The sequence below is a fragment of the Ruegeria sp. BC3 genome (assembly GCF_056539265.1).
In genome coordinates, this window is sequence record NZ_JBQFUP010000002.1 from 199802 (window position 1) to 217126 (window position 17325).

Here is a 17325-nt window from a genome sequence, read left to right on the forward strand (position 1 = left end):
ATTGATGAACACCCAAACAGCGCGCGGGATCCTTTATCAGTTGCTTCTTGAGGCCGGCTGGCGAAGCAATGAGGATCGGTTGATTGAGGCCTTTCCGCACATGCTGAAACAACTGCAACCCGAGGATGTTTTCCAGACACTGGAAAACCTCGAAATCCCATACACGCAGATCAGATGTCGTGAGCGCGACATTACTCAGCATGAATGCCCGGCACTGGTCATACCCGAAAACGGGGCTTGCTACCTTGCTCTGAACCGCACTGATGATGAATTGCAAGTCAGCGATGATCAGAACCCGGACCTTAGGCATGTAATCCCGGGGCGCCAACGGTGCACGGTTATCCGAATAGACCGTTTTGCACACCAAAAGGCTAATCCCAAAATCAAGTCCGTACGCGTAGCGTTTGCGGAGCTTGGGCCAATGATGCCATGGCTGCTGATGGCCTCGTTGCTATCGAATATTCTCGGCCTGATGGTGCCGCTGTTGATCATGGGCATCTACGAGCGGGTGATCCCGTCTGGTTCAGTCGATCTGCTGTTTTCCTTGGTGATTGGCGTTGGGATAATCGCGGTTTCAGATCTGTGCTTCCGCCATGCGCGGACCCGGGCATTGGCCTATATCGGTTGGCGGGGCGAACGCCAGTTAATGATAGCGTTGTTTCGCAAGCTGACTTCGCTGCCCCTAAGCCAGCTTCAGAAATCGGACATCAATCAACAGCTGTCGCGTTTTCGTCAGTTCGAGTCATTGCGCGACGTTTTCACCGGGCAGGTCATGACGACCCTGCTGGATCTTCCGTTTGTTTTGATCTTCTTTGCGTTTCTTGCATATCTCGCCCCGCAGGTTGGGTTGTTGACGCTTGGTTTGGCCGTGTTTTTGGTCGTACTGGGGGTGTTCACTATCCCGCGTCAGAAGCGGCTGGACGACGAAGCGACTGAGGCCGCGGCGTCAAGTCAGGCTGCGATGCAGGACGCTATTCGACATCAGCGTGCGATTGCCAATCTCGGCATGCAGTCGCAATGGTTGGCGCGCAGTTTGCCGATGGCAGAACAAGCCGAGGCCGCAACGCGCCGTGCGCGACAATTTCAGGCGTTCTCTCAATCTTTCGCGCAATCCGTCACGGCGCTCGCAACTATGGGTGCGATCATTCTCTGCGCGCATGGCGCGTTGTGCGGTGAGATCAGCTTTGGCGCTTTGATTGCATCAATTGCCCTCGTATCCAAAGTCTTGTCGCCGATCCAGGCCCTGTATTCCAGTTTCCCGCAGCTTCTTTCCTTTCACAGCAGTCGACTTCAGGCGGATCGCGTTTTGGGCTTAAATGAAGAAATGCAGGTTGGCCTTGAGCCGACACATCAAAAAACCATGAGTGGCGCGATCACTTTCTCTGCCGTGACCTATCGGCCTGACCCGTTAAATGCGCCGCTTTTGTCTCAAGCCAGTTTCAATGTTGAACCGGGTGAGGTCGTTTTGGTCATGGGCAGCGATGCGGCCAGTCGCACTGCGGTTCTGGACTTGATCGATGGCCTTTACAGCCCTCTGGCTGGCACGATTGAGCATGACGGAGTAGACATTCGTCAGATCGCTCGGGATGAGCTTCGCAAGTCTATCACCTACGCAACTTACGATACGGCCTTTTTCTACGGCACGGTCGCCCAGAACTTTCGATTGGCCGCGCCGTCGCTTTCCGATGATGACATTCGGGCGGCTTTGGAACAGTTGGATTTGCTTCACGATCGCGGCCTGTTGCCCGACGGAATCAGTACCCGCCTTACGGACGATGGTTTGGCGCAATTGCCGACCGCCGCCCAAAAGTCTTTGGCTCTTGCGCGCAGCCTGGCACGGCAATCCTCGGTCTATCTGTTTTCTGAGCCAACCAACGGCCTTTCAGATCATCGCCGCGCTTGCTTCCGAAATTGGGTCCGGTCCCAACAGGGACGTAAAACCGTCGTTATTGCAACCGCTGACCGGTCCTTTGTGCCGTTCGCTGATCGCTTTGTCTTTTTGAACGGGGACAGGGTTGTGGTGAACGCGACGGGTGAGACGGGTCGAAAGAAACTGCAGGCTGTTTTGAAAACGCTTGGGAGGGGATGATGAAAAAAGACTTAAAGACAACGAAAGCTTCTGGTCCGATGGAACGGGCCAATCGTAAACGTCGCTTGCGGCGACCTCGGTTTGCAGCGTTTCTGTCACTGGCTGTTTCTGCCATGATTTGTAGTCTCGTTGTGCTGGCGGGGCAAACAGCGGTGCCGCAAATCACCCGCGCGCCGGGAACGATCCTGCCGGTCGGCGCTTATCCGCAAATCGAAACAATGCCTGGCGGCATTGTGCGAGCTGTTCATGTCTTTGACGGCCAATTGGTTGAGGCAGGCGATCTGCTGGTCGAGCTGGACCATCCGGATTTGACCCGAGAACGGGCTGTTCTGTCCGACCAACTTGCGGGGGTCAGGCGCGACTTGAACACGGCGGCCGCAATATTGGCGATATTGGATCGCGAGGCGTTGCCAAGCAGATCAGAAATAGCGGCGCTGAGTTCGAAGGGTCTTGTGGCTGCTGCCGCGAGATTGGAGCTGTATTCTGAAAACCAACGCATCAAAGATGCCTCAATTTCCCAACAGGAAGGCACGTTGGACATCCTGATGAAAGCCGCCCAATTAGCGCAGGAGCGTGTGCAGAAGAAAGAAGGGATCCTTAAGCGCTACGCTCAATTGCGGGCCCGCGGTCTGAAATCCCTGAGCGAATTTCTTGAGGAAGAGGACGAGGTGGACGCTGTGCGTGCCGCGGCTTCTGATGCCCGGGTGCGGGTCGCCGAAGCCCAAAGCGCGCTGATGCTGGCCCGTGCGGCCAAGGCTGAAGAAACCCTGACCCTGCGTGACGAACTGCTGACCCGAAAATCCGAGCTTGAACAAAAACAGTCAGAGCTGAGTGTGTCTTTGGAAGGCGTCACTTCTAAGCTCTCGGCCTTACGTATTTCAGCTCCGGCGCGTGGCGTTGTTCAGGCGGTTGCCTTCCCCAATGCGGGAGAGGTCATCGCCCCCGGTGAGGTGATCTTTGAGATTCTACCAACGCATCAAACACTCGTGGTCGAGGCTCGCATTGCCAATTCCGAGGTTGGGCATGTCGCTGCAGATCAGCCGGTTTCTGTCAGCGTCGACACATTTGATGCGCGCCGGTTTGGTAAAGTCGACGGGCGTCTGCAGTCAATCTATCCTGTGCCTATGACAGATGAACAAACCGGTGAGACCTATTTTCGCGCGGCTTTCGAATTGTCCGAAGACAGTATTGGGGCTGGTAACTGGGAGCGGCCATTGCAGGCCGGGATGACAGTCGTCGCAGAGATGACGACAGGGGAGCAAACCTTGTTGGCTTACCTTTTGAAGCCAGTGCAAATGACTATGGAGCGCGCATTCAACGAGCGCTAGCCTGTGCATTCAGTAAAGCACATTCAGCATCAGCATGGAGACAATCAGAAACAGGACGGTCATCACACCACCTGACCGTACGAAGTCCATGACCTTGTACCCTGCGGGGCCCATGATCAAGGCATTCACCTGATGTGTGGGAATGATGAAGCTGTTCGATGTCGATATGGCCACCGTCAGCGCAAAGAGGGCTGGATTTCCGCCGGCCGCAACGGCAATGGAAACGGCTAGTGGCACGAGTAGAACCGTGGCTCCGACGTTAGACATCACCAGCGAAAACGCAGTGGCCAGAACGGCCACACCGGCTTGCAGCGACCAGATCGGCCAGCCGTCCAGAATGACCATGATCTGCTGTGCAATCCACGCCGCAGTCCCCGTGTTTTGCACCGCCTGTCCCAAGGGGATCAAGCACGCCAGCAGAAAAACGGTGTTCCACCCGACCGCGCGATAGGCTTCATCGACGCTTAGAACGCGGGTCAGCATCATTCCCGCGGCGCCGGTCAAAAGGCAGAGGGACAGCCGCACGTCGGTAAACAAAATCAACGATAGCGAAATCGCAAAAAAGGCGAGCGCCCATCCGACTTTTTGCGGACGCAGCTCGTCTTGTGGAAAGTCGGTCGTAACAACGACAAAATCCGGGTCGCGCTTGATGCGCATGAGGTTGTCCCATCGCGTATGGGCGACAAGCATGTCACCAGCCTGAAATTTCTCAAGCCCGATCTGGGTGGAATGGTGTGTTTCCGTCTCGACATGGCTGAGTGTCTCTTCACCGCGATGGATGGCCAGCAAGGACATGCCGTACGTTTTGCGGAACAACAGTTCACGCGGGCATTTACCAATCAGTTTGCTATCGGGCGTGATGACGACTTCGGCAATGCCTGCGTTGGTTGGGGCGAATTCTTCTACGAAAATGTCCAGTTCGGGCAGCACCGTCAGCCCGTACTTTTGCGCGAATTCCTCGACCACCCAACGACGTCCGATGATCGCCAACCGGCAAGGCGCGGCAATTTCCGCAGTCAGGACCTGAACCATCGAGGTCTTGCCTCGGTAGAATGTCGAGATGATGTACAGGTGGTTTTCGTGGTTAATGTCCGCCAGGATTTGCCCGACCAGAGGGCTTTCTGCGGGTACAATTACCTCGAAAACATCCGCCTTCAGACCATAAACCCGCTGCAGATACTCTTGCGTACCTTGGCCCGTCCCGGTGTTGTCGGACCCTTCATCTCCCGGCAACACCCAGCGTCCGAGCAGCAGGAAATAGGCGATACCGGTCAGGATCAAAGCCACCCCGATAGGAGTCACTGAAAACAGGCCAAACGGCTCCATCTGCTGATCTGCAGGCAACCCATTGTTGGCCGTCTGGATCAGATCGTTTAGCAGGATCAGGGGTGATGATCCGACCATGGTCATCGTGCCGCCCAGAATTGCGCAGAAGCCCATTGGCATGAGCAGGCGAGACAACGGAATGCCGGAGCGCGAGGAAATCCGGCTGACTACGGGCAGGAACAGGGCAGCGGCACCGACATTCTGCATGAATGACGAAATCACGCCCACCGTGCCCGAGACGATCGGCAGAACCCGGTTTTCGGATTTGCCGCCGTATTTCAGAATTACCGCGGCGACTTTGTTCATGATCCCGGTCTTGTCCAGACCGGCCCCAACGATCATGACCGCAATGATGGATATGACCGCGTTCGAGGCGAACCCGTCAAACAAGCGCGGGACATCCGCCAGGTTTTCAAGACCGGGCGCATAGCTGAGCAGGCCGATCAGAACCAGAACCAGAATGGCGGACAGGTCTATTCGGACGATTTCGGAAACAAAGAGGAAAACGGTAAAGGCCAGAAGGGCGCATACAACGCCCATCTCAAAATTAAAGGCCACCTGTTCCACAAACTTCACCGGGAATTCGTTCTTCGTAACAAGAACACCTAACCCATTTGGCTGTTCTTGTCATGATATTTCAAAATGGCGCGGCAAGGCGAAACATAGTTGCGCAGGTTGGCGGGGTTGAGGTCATCCCCGGCCGCGATACGGCGGCACACCCTGATCGGGGATCCAAACGCCTTCGGGCATCGCGCCGGTTTGCCAGAACACGTCGATCGGGATGCCTCCGCGCGGGTACCAGTAGCCACCAATCCGCAACCAGCGTGGCTTAAGAAACTCTTGCAGACGACGCGCGATAGAGACTGTGCAATCTTCGTGAAACGCGCCGTGGTTGCGGAACGAGCCCAAGAAAAGCTTGAGCGCTTTGCTTTCCACCAACCACTGGTCGGGCACATAGTCGATCACGAGATGCGCAAAGTCCGGCTGTCCCGTCATCGGGCAGAGCGAGGTGAATTCGGGCGCGGTAAAGCGCACGTTGTAGTCTACGTCTGCCTGCGGGTTCTGAACGCGCTCCAGAACGGCCTCTTCCGGGTTGGCAGGCATTTTGGTTTCTCCACTCAGTTGGGTGAGGTTGCTGTAGATATTGTCGGTCATGTTATCTCTCCTACGGTCAAACGCCGCGTTTGTTGCCCCAGACCACCACATGCAGCTGCGGCAGGATGCGGGGCGCGAACCATCCGGTGGTCAGAGTCTTTTCGATCAGCCATTCCAGGCGGCTGGTGGCTTTGGTCAGGTCAACCGGACTGGTCGGGTCGGTATCCGGGTTACCCGGTTGCAGATAGAGCGGCAGGTCCGGGTAACGATCTGCGACGCTGCGGGCCCAGATGAAGTCTGCATCGTCAAAGATCACGATCTTAAGTGCCGTCTGAGCGGGGCGAACCGCCAGACAAGCCTCGAACGCGGCCCAATCCATGTCCTCACCACTGCTCGGCGGTTTGGGGCTGAGAACCAGCATTGCCAGATCGGCGAACCATGGTTTGGCAATCGATCCCTGCGTTTCACAGGCAAAGGCATAACCTTCCGCCACACCGCGCCGGATCAGCGGTCCAAAGTCCTGAATGGCGGGGTTGCCGCCGGACAGGGACACGGTCAAGGGATGCCCACCAGACAAACGGTGGATTTCGCGCCAGACCGCCTCAGTCTCCATCGCCGCCCAATCATGGCGATGAGCGCTGTCGACCGCATGCAAGCTGTCGCACCAGCTGCAGCGGAAATCGCATCCGCCCGAGCGGACAAAGACTGTGGGTTGTCCGATCAGAGCGCCTTCGCCCTGTACCGTGGGGCCAAAAATCTCGGATATGCGCAGCGTCATGGGCGGTACTCGGCCCAGGTTTTGGGCGTTTCGGACACTTTGACCGCTGCGGTTTCGGGCCAACGATCCGCGCACCAATCAAAGAAATGCCGCGCGAGGTTCTCGGCAGTCGACACGACGTTCAGCACATCGTTCAGATGTCGGTGGTCGAACTCATCGTCGATATAAGTCTTGAGCGGCTTTAGTTCGTGATAGTCCCGCACGAACCCATCACTGTTCAGATCACGCCCTGCCAGTTCGACGACAACGATGTAGTTGTGACCGTGCAGGCGGGCGCACTGGTGATCCTCAGGCAGATGAGTCAGCTGGTGTGAAGCGGAGAAGTGGAACTCTTTGGTAATTCTATACATCAGACGCGCGCCTCAGCGATGGCCGACTTCCAGAACTCAGGGTCTTGGTATTGGGTAGGGTCGGCCACACCGGCCAGATTGAACGCCTCGCGCCGTTCAACGCATGTCCCGCAACGTCCGCAGTGAACCTCGCCACCTTTATAGCAGGACCACGTCTTGTCGAACGGAGTGTCCACCCGCGCGCCCTCGCGGACGATATCGGCTTTGCTGCGATGTACAAACGGGACGTACAGCGCCACGTCTGCATAGCCGTCCAGCGCGGCGCGTTGCATTCGGTCGAACGCGTCGGTGAATGTGGGGCGGCAATCGGGATAAATGAAGTGGTCGCCCCCATGCACGGCTGTCGCAACCGCGTCGTCGCCCTGTGCCGCTGCCACGCCATAGGCGATCGTCAGCATGATGGCATTGCGGTTTGGGACCACGGTGACCTTCATCGTCTCTTCCGCATAGTGCCCATCAGGCACATCCAAGTCGTCGGTTAGGGCCGAGCCAGTCAGCGATGCGCCGACCGAACGCAGATCTATGACGTGATGGGGCACGTTCAGCCGTTTTGCACAGGCGGCTGCAAATGTCAGTTCCTTGGTGTGACGCTGGCCATAGTCGAAAGACACAAGCCGTGACAGGTTCCCTTCCGCAGCCAGCACATGCGCAAGCGATACGGAATCCAGTCCGCCGGAGCAGACCAATGTCGTTTTCATATTTTCAGTCCTTGTTTTGATAGCCGGGTAGGCTGCGACCGGCGGGGCGGACGCTTACGAACTTTTGTCGGTAAGCGCAATGCACGACTTGGTGCGCATCAACGGGTCTTCAGACTGACTGTTGCGTCAGTGGGCGGGAAAAGTAGGCGGTACTAGCCCTGCCTGAAACCAACTGACCAGGGTTACGATGGAAAAGATGGGCAAACCCGTCGCGCGCTGAATATCCGACGCGTAGGGGCACATATTCGTGCATTCCAGCACAATCGCGCCGAGATCCGGATTGTCAGCTTGCAGGGCAACGGCGGCCTCGATGTTGTCGGTCCGTGCCTTTTCGACGTCAAGTTCAAGCTCGTTTCCAAGGATTGCGCGGGTAAATTCGCGACCGCCTTCGGTGGTTCCGATCGGGGTTCCTTCAGGAACCTGTGCAGCGATCAGATGATCCTGGGTCAGTGTCGACGCGGAAATCGTCAGTACCCCTGCGCGCTTCCCGGCAGGCAGGATTGAGTTCACCGTCTGCACTTGCATGAGCGAAGACGTCACGACCGGGACCGGCACCGCCTCGGACAGTTCTTTCTGGAACAGGGACAGAAACCCGCAATTGGTGGTGATGCCATCAGCACCGTCTTTCACCAAATCGCGCGCTGCGTCGATAAAGGCGTCCAGCATCCCTTCGGCCCTGTGCCGCACCACGCGGTCCGGTGAAGCATCCCGGACGATGCGATAGAGCACCGGAAACGGCCACGTCACAGCGTTACCCATGTCACCGGGGATCCGCGGGAACCGGGCGTCCAGCATGAGTATACCGACCGACGCGCCGTAAATGGATTTTCCGCCCTGGGCGATCATCCCTGTGCCTCCTCGATTATCCGGGCCGAGATGTTCTGGGACCCTTCCATATAGATGCTGGATATCCCGTGCCGCACCGCATCCTGCACCTGATCCATCCGCTTGGCGATATGCGCACCCAAAACGCGTGCGGCTTCGTCCGCATCGCGCTCCAGCAGCGCTTGCATGACCCGTTTGTGTTCCTCTTTCGAGCGCTGAACCCGATCCAAGCTCATCGAAACCCATCGGATGTATCGGATGCGTTCGTTGATCCGGGTCAGCGTCTGAACCAGTTCGGCATTGCCGGAAAGAGTGGCTATGCCCAGATGAAACGCCTCGTCACGGCTAACAGCCTCTTCCACGGTCAATCCGGTGATGTCGATGCCGGTCGCGTACAGTTCATCGCGCAGCGCTTGCAGTTCGGCGTCAGAGGCCTTTGCGCAAGCCGCACGCACTGCGGCGGTTTCGATAATCTGCCGCAACTCGAACAGATCAAAAACGCTTTGCGCATCCAATGGGCGGCAGAAAAACCCCTGGCCGGGTCGAAAATCGAACATCCGTTCTGCAACCAGCCGGTTCAGGGCCTCGCGTAGAGGCGTACGGCTGACGCCCAATTCCTTGGACAGCGCCACCTCGTTCAACCGGTCCCCGGGCCGCAGGCGAAACGAGACGGCCATTGCCTTTACCTGATCGTAAATGTCGTCGACGCGTGGACCTGCCATGACCTGTGCCTTTTTCTTTTGCCAAGGGGTGCCACAAGCCGCTGTTGAAATCAATATACAAAACTGTATACAGTTCTGTGTGCAGGTGTGAATCGAAGGAATCCAAGCCATGACAGGGACCAACTATCTGACCGGCGCCGAAGCCATGGTGCGGATGTTAGAGGCGCACGGGGTCAAACATATGTTTGGCCTGTGCGGCGACACGACGTTGCCTTTCTATGACGCCTTGGCGCGTATGGATCATGGCATTCAGCACATCCTGACACGCGATGAACGGCACGCCGCCTACATGGCAGATGGCTACGCCCGCGTGACCGGCAAGCCCGGCGTCTGCGAAGGCCCGTCCGGTGGGGGTGCGACCTACATCCTTCCCGGAGTGGTCGAGGCCAATGAAAGCTCGGTCCCTATTCTGGCGATCACTTCGGATGTCGCCACGACAAGCCGAGGGAAGTACCCGCTGACCGAATTGGATCAGGCAGCGCTGTTCAAGCCCTTGGCTAAGTGGAACACCTCGTTGGATGACGCCACGCGGTTGCCAGCAATGGTTCGCGCGGCGTTTCGGGCAATGACAACCGGCACACCGGGAGCCACACATTTGGCGCTGCCGTTTGACACTCAGAAAGCGCAAGTGGACGAGGCCGAGATCTGGGCCGATGCGCGACATCGCAGCTATCCCGCCGAACGGGCAGGGCCTGATCTGGACGCGATTGAGGCAGCCGCAGACATTCTGGCACAAGCCAAATCCGCCGTCATCGTGTGCGGCGGCGGCCCGGTTTTGTCCGGGGCGGAAGACGCATTGCGCCGTGTCGCGCAGCTTTTGGACATTCCGGTTGCAACAACTGTGTCCGGACAGGGTTCGATTGCCGAGACCGACCCGCTGGCTCTGGGTGTCGTAGGCTCAAATGGCGGGGTCCCAGCGACCCGTGCCGTGGTCGATCAGGCAGACGTTGTCATGTTCGTCGGCTGCCGCGCCGGGTCCGTCACGACCGAGCGCTGGCGCAGTCCCGGCCGGGACACAACCATCATCCATATCGACAGCGACCCAATGGTGATTGGCGCGAACTATCAGACCGAGGTGGCGATCTGTGCCGATGCCCGTCTGGCACTTGAAGCCCTGGCGCAATCGCTTGAAGCGCGAGGAGATTTTCCGGGTTTTAATGGCGCAGCCAAGGCCAAAGCCGCGTGGGATGTCAAATTGGCCGATTTTGCACCTCTCGCAGCCAGCCGAGATACCCCGATCCGGCCCGAAGCTGTAATGGCTGCGTTGATGGACATATTGGATGACGACGCGATTGTCGTGGCTGACCCCGGTACACCCTGTCCGTATTTCAGCGCGCATTACCGTTGGCGCAAGCCCGGGCGACAGTTCATCACCAACCGGGCGCACGGCGCGCTGGGATACTCGCTAGGGGCCGCCATGGGCGCGCATGTGGGCCGGCCATCGGTCAAAACACTGGCCGTTATGGGTGATGGGTCGTTCGGTTTCGCCTGTGGTGAATTTGAAACGATGGTGCGGCACAAGATGCCAATCACCTCGATCGTATTCTCAAATGCAGTATTTGGCTGGATCAAAGCGGGTCAGAATGCAGGCTTTGGCCAGCGTTACTACAATGTCGATTTCAACCGCACCAATCACGCCGCTGTGGCCGAGGCCTTCGGGGTCAAATCCTGGACGGTCAAGGATCCGGACGACCTGCATAAAGTGCTGAAAGAGGCGATAGAACATGACGGGCCGACGCTGGTCGACATCCATTCGCAACCGCTTCACGAAGCGGCGGCACCGGTTTCGGAATGGGTGGCGTAAGAGGCAATCGCCGGGGTCAACTGGGCTAAAAACTCTTGCGCAATTGTGGATAGAGGGCGCCCTTTGGCTGTAATGATCGCCAGATCGAGTATCACGGCTGGTCGAAATGGGCGGGTTTGATACCCGCTCTCGCCATCGAACGTCACCGTGAATGGGTCGATCATTGCGACGCCCATCCCCTGTTTGACAAAGCTCAGCAGGTTTTCCGAAAGATGCGTGTGAATACGCGTGTTCCAACTGCATCCTACGGCTTGAAAAATGTCGCGGGTTCGGCGGTGGGTCTGGTGTTCGGGCCCCATGACAATGAAAGGTTCATTCTCCAGGAGGTCCGGCGTCAGAGTGTCGTGGTCGGCGAGAGGACTGTTTTCCGGGAAGGTCGCCATCGTTTCGAAATGAAACACCTGATAGTTCAGCGTGTCGTGCAGAATTGGCATCTCGACAATACCGATTTCGAACAGGCCCGAGATGACCCATTCCTGAATCTTTGACGAGTATTGCGATTGAAAGCTGACCGAGAGGTTGGGGCGGGATTTTGCAAATCGCGCGATCTCTCTCGGCATGAACCCAAAGGACAGAAGGTGTGGTGCGGCGACCTGCAGTTGGCCGGGGTGTTTGTTTTGCAAATCTGAAACGGCCTGCGCAACGTGATCCAGCCCTCGGACCACAGTGTCCACCTCACGATACAACAGTTCCGCTTCTGGGGTCGGCAGCAACCGCCCTTTGGTGCGTTCAAACAACGGAAGGCGGGCTTCGCGCTCGAGCTGTGCCAAAAGGTTACTAATGCCCGGTTGTGAGATACCCAGCACGGACGCGGCCCCGGTGACCGTGCCGGTTTCCATAATGGCGTGAAACGCCTGCAACTGGCGAAAACGCAGCGACATGAGCTACCTCATCATTTCTTATGATGGACTTACGAAAAGATAGTATTTGAAATGATATATTGGTCAAGGCAGGCTGCCTCCTATCGCTTGGGAGGATGCATGGGCGATCTGTCACAAAAGATAACAGGTTTTGACCTTTGGCACCTTGAACTGCCGGTCACATCCCGGCGTGATCACGGCATCGGGTCCGTCGAAGGGGTGTGCGAGGTCGTCATCTTACGTCTGACGTCAGAAGATGGCAGTTACGGCTTCGGCGAGGCCTCGCCCTGGTCGGTCTTCACGGGAACGCCCGAAGCAACTTTTGCAGCATTGAACAGGTACCTGCGTCCTCTGGTAGTCGGTGCGCGCGTTTCCGACAGGGCCGCAATCATGACGCGCGCGGCCTACGCCGTGGCGCATTGCACCGAGGCCAAGGCAGCCTTGGAGACCGCTTTGCTGGATTTGGCAGGCAGGATCTGCGCTGTGCCTGTGTGGGCTTTGCTGGGCGGAAAGTGTCGGGATGCGATCCCGTTAAGCTGCTCAATCGCCAATCCGGATTTTGCACAGGACATCGATCTTCTCGCACGTTTGCAGGAGGATGGTGTTGGGATCGTGAAACTGAAGACAGGGTTCAGGGACCACGCGTTTGACATCATGCGCTTGGAATATCTGGCGCAGAACTGCCCTCAGTTCTCAGTGCGCGTCGACTATAATCAGGGTCTGTCGATCGAGGATGCTCCGAACCAGGTGCGCGACGTGGCGCAGTTCGGTCCTGATTTCATCGAACAACCCGTGCGTTCGCATCACTACGGCATGATGGCCAAGCTGCGGCGTATGACGGACGTGCCCTTGCTGGCCGACGAAAGCATCTTTGGTCCCGAAGATATGGAACACGCAGCGCGCGAGGGGATTTGCGACGGGGTGTCGGTCAAAATCATGAAGTCTGGGGGTTTGACGCGTGCTCAGACGGTCGCCCGAATGGCGGCGGCTCATGGCCTCAGCGCCTATGGAGGCGATATGTTTGAGGCCGGTTTGGCGCATCTGGCGGGCACGCACATGATTGCCGCGACGCCCGAGATTTCGTTGGGATGTGAGTTTTATCAGGCGTCGTATTTTCTGGCCGAGGATATTCTGGAAGAGCCCTTCGAGATCAAAAACGGACAGGTGATTGTTCCCGAAGGACCCGGTTTGGGCGGAATTCCAGACGTTGCCAAGTTGAATCACTATGCTGTGTCCAAAGCGGTGGCCGCATGAACGAGAAAAAGACCATAGCGATCATCGGCGCCGGCATTGTTGGCGTTTCGACCGCGGTCTGGCTGCAGCGCGATGGGCATGACGTCATCCTGATCGACAAGGCGGGCCCCGGCGAAGGCACCTCGCACGGGAATGGCGGAGTGTTGGCGTCTTGCTCGATTATTCCGGTGACGGTGCCCGGGCTGCTGAAAAAAGCGCCACGGATGTTGTTTGATCCGTCCCAGCCGTTGTTCATGAAATGGGGTTATGTGCCCAAGTTGCTGCCGTGGTTAATGCGGTATCTGAAACACGCAAACGCCGGAGATGTCCAACGGATCGCAGCGGCCTTGACCCCCATCGTCGGAGACAGCCTGAACGACCATCAGGCATTGGCGCAGGGCACCGGGGCCGAAAAGTGGATTGTCCCGTCGGACTATCTGTTCCTCTACGAGAACCGCCAGCATTTCGAAGGTGATGCCTTTGGCTGGGGCATTCGACGCGAGCATGGGTTTCAATGGGAAGAACTGGAGGGCGAGGCCTTTCACGCATACGACCCGATCTTCAGCAAAGACATCGGGTTTGCAGCAAAACTGTCAGATCACGGGCATATCACCGATCCCGGGCGGTATGTGAAAGACCTTGCCGCGCATGTCGAAGCGAAAGGCGGCCGGATCGTCCGCGCGACCGTGGATGACGTTGTGCGCGAGAGCGGAACAGTCACGGGTGTACGAGCCGGTGGTGAGACTATCGAATGTGATGCCGCCATTGTTACCGCGGGGGTTTGGTCGGGGCCGTTGGCCAAAAATTTGGGTGTGTCCGTTCCGCTGGAAACCGAGCGTGGGTATCATCTTGAATTAGTGGAACCTTCCGCAATGCCCAAAAACCCGGTTATGGTGGCGTCAGGCAAATTTGTGGCCACACCTATGGATGGTCGTATCCGACTGGCTGGGATCGTCGAATTCGGCGGGCTGGATGCGCCGCCCTCGCGGGCACCGTTCGAGTTAATGCGCAAAAATGCCCGGGCGGCCTTTCCGGGCGTGACATGGAAGGATGAGGTGGAGTGGATGGGCCATCGGCCTGCGCCAGCGGATTCGATCCCCATCATCGGCGAGGTTCCGGGCGTTGACGGCGCGTTCATGGGCTTTGGCCACCATCACATCGGCCTGACAGGCGGGCCAAAAACAGGGCGTTTGCTGGCGCAAATGATCGCGGGCAGAGCTCCGAACACGGACATGAGCGTTTACGCTCCGTCCCGATACGCAACTTCATAAATACCGGTGACGAACGCCGGAGACACGACATTAAACAGGGAGAAAAAGATGAAGAAATTGACTAGCCTTCTGGCGGCAACCGCCTTGACCGCTGCAGCCGCCGCTCCGGCGATGGCTGAAAAATGGGATATGCCCATGGCGTATTCGGCGTCGAACTTCCATTCAGCCACAGGCGCGGAGTTCGCCAAATGCGTGACTACCGGCACCGGTGGAGAGATCGAGATCGTCACACATCCGTCCGGCTCACTGTTCAAGGGTGCGGACATCAAGCGCGCTATTCAGACCGGCCAAGCCCCGATTGGTGAGCGCCTGTTGTCTGGCCACCAGAACGAAAATGCGCTGTTCGGGTTCGACTCGATCCCTTTCCTGGCTACGTCCTTCGATGACAGCGCCAAGCTTTGGGAGGCTGCAAAGCCCTCGATCGAAAAGCTGTTGGCCGAACAGAACCTGACCCTGCTTTATGCCGTTCCATGGCCGCCACAGGGTCTGTATTTCAAGAACGAGGTCAACTCGGTCGCGGATATGGAAGGTATCAAGTTCCGGTCCTACAACAATGCCACCTCGCGTCTGGCAGAGCTGACAGGCATGTTGCCGGTGACCATCGAAGCGGCCGAAATCAGTCAGGCGTTTGCCACTGGCGTCGCGGACTCGATGGTGTCGTCGGGTTCGACGGGCTATGACCGGAAGGTCTGGGAAAGCCTTAACTATTTCTATGAAGTCGACGCCTGGCTGCCGCGTAACTACGTGATGGTCAACTCAGACGTCTGGTCGGGCGTGTCTGACGCCAACAAGAACGTTATAAAAGCCTGCGCCGAACTGGCGGAATATGCCGGTAACTGGCGTGCCAAGGAATATACCGGCTTTACCCTGCAAGGTCTGCGCGATGGCGGTATGACCGTTGGTCCGGCTTCCGAGCAGATGACCAACGAATTGAAAGAGATCGGCGTTACCATGACCAATGAATGGCTTGAAGCTGCTGGTGACGAAGGCAAGGCCATCGTCGACGCGTTCAATTCGGCTCAGTAACCGACCCATTCGGGCGGCGGCTTGAACTGCCGCCCGAATTCCAAAGAATAATCAAAGCGGGGACAGCATGGCGGCGTTGCGAGGGCTCAGGTCCGTTCTGGATTTCATTTATCTGGCATCAGGGGTTTTGGCGGCACTAAGCCTGATCGCCATCTTGCTGCTGATCGTCGTGCAGATGCTGGCCCGCTGGACCGGAGAAGTCTTTCCCGGCGCACCAGATTATGCAGGTTACGCCATGGCCGCCGCTTCCTTTTTGGCGTTTGCCAACGCGTTGAACCGTGGCAGTCATATCCGCGTTTCCATCTTGTTGAACGCCGTGCCCGACAAGGTGCGTCGCATCCTTGAAATCTGGTGCTTTGCCATCGGTGCCGCAGTCATGTGGTATTTCTGCTGGTACGCCTACCGCTTTGTCTACTGGAGCTGGAAGTTCAATGATGTCAGCCAAGGTCAGGACAAGACGGCTTTGTGGATTCCGCAATCAACTATGCTGATTGGTGCGGTGATTTTTGCCATCGCCCTAACGGATCATCTGATCCACGTGCTGTTCCGCGGCGATCACCGTATCGTCCGCGATCTGGCCGATCAGAGCCACGGGGAGTAAGAGCATGGAAAACCTGTCCGTCATTATCCTTTTCCTCTTTGTTCTGTTCACCCTGCTTGGCACCGGCGTCTGGGTCGGGCTGGCGCTTATGGGCGTCGCCTGGGTCGGGATGGAGCTTTTTACTTCGCGCCCGGTTGGCGACGTAATGATCACTACGATCTGGTCGGCTTCTTCCTCTTGGACACTCACCGCGCTGCCAATGTTCATCTGGATGGGCGAAATCCTTTATCGAACGCGATTATCCGAGGACATGTTCAAGGGTCTGTCTCCGTGGATGGCGCCGTTGCCCGGGGGGTTGGTGCATACGAATATCGTCGGGTGTACGGTGTTTGCCGCTGTTTCGGGGTCGTCTGCTGCAACGCTGACCACCGTGGGCAAGATGTCGATCCCGGAATTGCGCAAGCGCAACTATCCAGAACGGATGATCATCGGCACGCTCACGGGTGCGGCCACGCTGGGATTGATGATCCCGCCCTCGCTGACCTTGATCGTCTATGGTGTCACTATCAATGAATCGATCACCAAGCTGTTCTTTGCCGGCATCCTGCCCGGTTTGGTGCTGGCTACGATGTTCATGGGATATGTGGCGATCTATTCGAAATTCGGGAAGGACTGGAACCCGAATACCGAAAACAAGCTGAGCTTCTCTGAAAAGATCAAGAACTCGCGATTTCTGCTGCCCGTCATCCTGCTGATCATGGTGGTGATCGGGTCGATGTATCTGGGCTATGCCACAGCGACCGAAGCGGCCGCTTTCGGCGTGATCGGAGGTTTGCTGCTGGCCGCAGGGCAGGGGTCTTTGACGTGGAAGACCTTCACCGAAAGCCTGATGGGTGCCACGCGAACCAGCGCCATGATCGCGCTGATCCTTGCCGGTGCCGCATTCCTGTCGTTGTCCATGGGTTTCACCGGCCTGCCACGCGGATTGGCTGATCTGATCGCCGGATGGGAGCTGACGCGGTTCGAACTGCTCATGGTTTTGCTGGTATTTTACATCATCCTTGGCTGTTTTCTGGACGGAATTTCCTCGGTCGTTCTGACGATGGCAGTGGTAGAGCCGATGATCCGCGACGCAGGCATCGATCTGATCTGGTTCGGCATTTTTATCGTTGTTGTCGTCGAGATGGCGCAAATTACGCCGCCGATCGGGTTCAACCTGTTCGTGATGCAAGGCATGACAAACCACGAGATGAGCTATATCGCGCGCGCCGCGATCCCGATGTTCCTGATCATGGTTCTGATGGTCTTTGTCCTGATCTGGTTCCCCGAACTGGCGACTTGGCTACCGGAGAATCTGCGACAAAGCCCCGGCGGGTAAC

Annotated in this window: 16 protein-coding genes; 8 read left to right on the top strand and 8 right to left on the bottom strand. The window is 57.4% G+C overall.

The window, feature by feature from the left end; translation table 11 throughout:
* Positions 1-4: 4 nt before the first annotated feature.
* Together ACR0MV_RS06370 and ACR0MV_RS06375 are read left to right on the top strand one after the other, a co-directional pair.
* Complete coding sequence (locus tag ACR0MV_RS06370; protein ID WP_480701430.1) at positions 5-2089, top strand: peptidase domain-containing ABC transporter; 2085 nt, start codon at positions 5-7, stop codon at positions 2087-2089.
* On the top strand, positions 2089-3417 hold the full coding sequence (locus ACR0MV_RS06375; protein ID WP_480701432.1) for an HlyD family type I secretion periplasmic adaptor subunit: 1329 nt from the start codon (positions 2089-2091) through the stop codon (positions 3415-3417). The genes ACR0MV_RS06370 and ACR0MV_RS06375 overlap by 1 nt, the downstream gene beginning before the upstream one ends.
* Before the next feature lie 9 nt (positions 3418-3426).
* Here ACR0MV_RS06375 and ACR0MV_RS06380 read toward each other — a convergent pair whose 3' ends face one another.
* From ACR0MV_RS06380 to ACR0MV_RS06410, 7 genes are all read right to left on the bottom strand, one after another.
* Positions 3427-5283: an SLC13 family permease gene (locus ACR0MV_RS06380; RefSeq protein WP_480701868.1), complete on the bottom strand. Its 1857-nt coding sequence runs from the start codon at positions 5281-5283 to the stop codon at positions 3427-3429.
* Positions 5284-5433: 150 nt separating this feature from the next.
* Complete coding sequence (queF, locus tag ACR0MV_RS06385) at positions 5434-5898, bottom strand: preQ(1) synthase (protein ID WP_480701434.1); 465 nt, start codon at positions 5896-5898, stop codon at positions 5434-5436.
* A 16-nt stretch (positions 5899-5914) separates the two neighbouring features.
* Entirely contained in the window at positions 5915-6616 is a 702-nt protein-coding gene (queE, locus tag ACR0MV_RS06390) for a 7-carboxy-7-deazaguanine synthase QueE (RefSeq protein ID WP_480701436.1), read from the bottom strand.
* Positions 6613-6966: a 6-carboxytetrahydropterin synthase QueD gene (queD, locus tag ACR0MV_RS06395; RefSeq protein WP_480701438.1), complete on the bottom strand. Its 354-nt coding sequence runs from the start codon at positions 6964-6966 to the stop codon at positions 6613-6615. Before queD ends, queE begins: the two co-directional genes overlap by 4 nt.
* Entirely contained in the window at positions 6966-7664 is a 699-nt protein-coding gene (gene queC, locus ACR0MV_RS06400) for a 7-cyano-7-deazaguanine synthase QueC (protein WP_170423318.1), read from the bottom strand. The genes queD and queC overlap by 1 nt, the downstream gene beginning before the upstream one ends.
* Before the next feature lie 126 nt (positions 7665-7790).
* A complete protein-coding gene (locus ACR0MV_RS06405) occupies positions 7791-8510 on the bottom strand; it encodes an aspartate/glutamate racemase family protein (RefSeq protein WP_170423320.1) in 720 nt (239 codons plus the stop codon).
* On the bottom strand, positions 8507-9211 hold the full coding sequence (locus ACR0MV_RS06410) for a GntR family transcriptional regulator (RefSeq protein WP_170423322.1): 705 nt from the start codon (positions 9209-9211) through the stop codon (positions 8507-8509). The genes ACR0MV_RS06405 and ACR0MV_RS06410 overlap by 4 nt, the downstream gene beginning before the upstream one ends.
* Before the next feature lie 109 nt (positions 9212-9320).
* Between ACR0MV_RS06410 and ACR0MV_RS06415 the strand changes: the two genes are divergently transcribed.
* Positions 9321-11015: a thiamine pyrophosphate-binding protein gene (locus ACR0MV_RS06415; RefSeq protein ID WP_480701439.1), complete on the top strand. Its 1695-nt coding sequence runs from the start codon at positions 9321-9323 to the stop codon at positions 11013-11015.
* Here ACR0MV_RS06415 and ACR0MV_RS06420 read toward each other — a convergent pair.
* Positions 10976-11896 carry a LysR family transcriptional regulator gene (locus ACR0MV_RS06420; RefSeq protein WP_480701441.1) on the bottom strand — a complete coding sequence of 307 codons (921 nt, stop codon included), beginning with the start codon at positions 11894-11896 and terminating at the stop codon, positions 10976-10978. The two genes, ACR0MV_RS06415 and ACR0MV_RS06420, sit on opposite strands and share 40 nt — an antisense overlap.
* Positions 11897-11995: 99 nt before the next feature.
* Here ACR0MV_RS06420 and ACR0MV_RS06425 point away from each other — a divergent pair, with 99 nt between their 5' ends.
* From ACR0MV_RS06425 to ACR0MV_RS06445, 5 genes are all read left to right on the top strand, one after another.
* Positions 11996-13129, top strand: a complete 1134-nt coding sequence (locus tag ACR0MV_RS06425) for an enolase C-terminal domain-like protein (RefSeq protein ID WP_480701443.1) — start codon at positions 11996-11998, stop codon at positions 13127-13129.
* Complete coding sequence (locus ACR0MV_RS06430) at positions 13126-14379, top strand: NAD(P)/FAD-dependent oxidoreductase (RefSeq protein ID WP_480701445.1); 1254 nt, start codon at positions 13126-13128, stop codon at positions 14377-14379. Before ACR0MV_RS06425 ends, ACR0MV_RS06430 begins: the two co-directional genes overlap by 4 nt.
* Before the next feature lie 48 nt (positions 14380-14427).
* A complete protein-coding gene (locus tag ACR0MV_RS06435; RefSeq protein ID WP_475206811.1) occupies positions 14428-15405 on the top strand; it encodes a TRAP transporter substrate-binding protein in 978 nt (325 codons plus the stop codon).
* Between the two features lie 67 nt (positions 15406-15472).
* A complete protein-coding gene (locus tag ACR0MV_RS06440) occupies positions 15473-16006 on the top strand; it encodes a TRAP transporter small permease (protein ID WP_170464674.1) in 534 nt (177 codons plus the stop codon).
* A gap of 4 nt (positions 16007-16010) precedes the next feature.
* Positions 16011-17324 (top strand): TRAP transporter large permease, encoded by a 1314-nt coding sequence (locus tag ACR0MV_RS06445; RefSeq protein ID WP_170423336.1) that lies wholly within the window; start codon positions 16011-16013, stop codon positions 17322-17324.
* Position 17325 lies beyond the last annotated feature (1 nt).

Bases quoted from the DNA above. Each gene is read 5' to 3' on its own strand.
- ACR0MV_RS06435 (WP_475206811.1), top strand. From the start codon at position 14,428: ATGAAGAAATTGACTAGCCTTCTGGCGGCAACCGCCTTGACCGCTGCA.
- ACR0MV_RS06380 (WP_480701868.1), bottom strand. From the start codon at position 5,283: ATGGGCGTTGTATGCGCCCTTCTGGCCTTTACCGTTTTCCTCTTTGTT.
- ACR0MV_RS06405 (WP_170423320.1), bottom strand. From the start codon at position 8,510: ATGATCGCCCAGGGCGGAAAATCCATTTACGGCGCGTCGGTCGGTATA.
- ACR0MV_RS06370 (WP_480701430.1), top strand. From the start codon at position 5: ATGAACACCCAAACAGCGCGCGGGATCCTTTATCAGTTGCTTCTTGAG.
- ACR0MV_RS06420 (WP_480701441.1), bottom strand. From the start codon at position 11,896: ATGTCGCTGCGTTTTCGCCAGTTGCAGGCGTTTCACGCCATTATGGAA.
- ACR0MV_RS06440 (WP_170464674.1), top strand. From the start codon at position 15,473: ATGGCGGCGTTGCGAGGGCTCAGGTCCGTTCTGGATTTCATTTATCTG.
- queF (WP_480701434.1), bottom strand. From the start codon at position 5,898: ATGACCGACAATATCTACAGCAACCTCACCCAACTGAGTGGAGAAACC.
- ACR0MV_RS06430 (WP_480701445.1), top strand. From the start codon at position 13,126: ATGAACGAGAAAAAGACCATAGCGATCATCGGCGCCGGCATTGTTGGC.
- ACR0MV_RS06425 (WP_480701443.1), top strand. From the start codon at position 11,996: ATGGGCGATCTGTCACAAAAGATAACAGGTTTTGACCTTTGGCACCTT.
- queC (WP_170423318.1), bottom strand. From the start codon at position 7,664: ATGAAAACGACATTGGTCTGCTCCGGCGGACTGGATTCCGTATCGCTT.
- queD (WP_480701438.1), bottom strand. From the start codon at position 6,966: ATGTATAGAATTACCAAAGAGTTCCACTTCTCCGCTTCACACCAGCTG.
- ACR0MV_RS06410 (WP_170423322.1), bottom strand. From the start codon at position 9,211: ATGGCAGGTCCACGCGTCGACGACATTTACGATCAGGTAAAGGCAATG.
- ACR0MV_RS06375 (WP_480701432.1), top strand. From the start codon at position 2,089: ATGAAAAAAGACTTAAAGACAACGAAAGCTTCTGGTCCGATGGAACGG.
- ACR0MV_RS06415 (WP_480701439.1), top strand. From the start codon at position 9,321: ATGACAGGGACCAACTATCTGACCGGCGCCGAAGCCATGGTGCGGATG.
- ACR0MV_RS06445 (WP_170423336.1), top strand. From the start codon at position 16,011: ATGGAAAACCTGTCCGTCATTATCCTTTTCCTCTTTGTTCTGTTCACC.
- queE (WP_480701436.1), bottom strand. From the start codon at position 6,616: ATGACGCTGCGCATATCCGAGATTTTTGGCCCCACGGTACAGGGCGAA.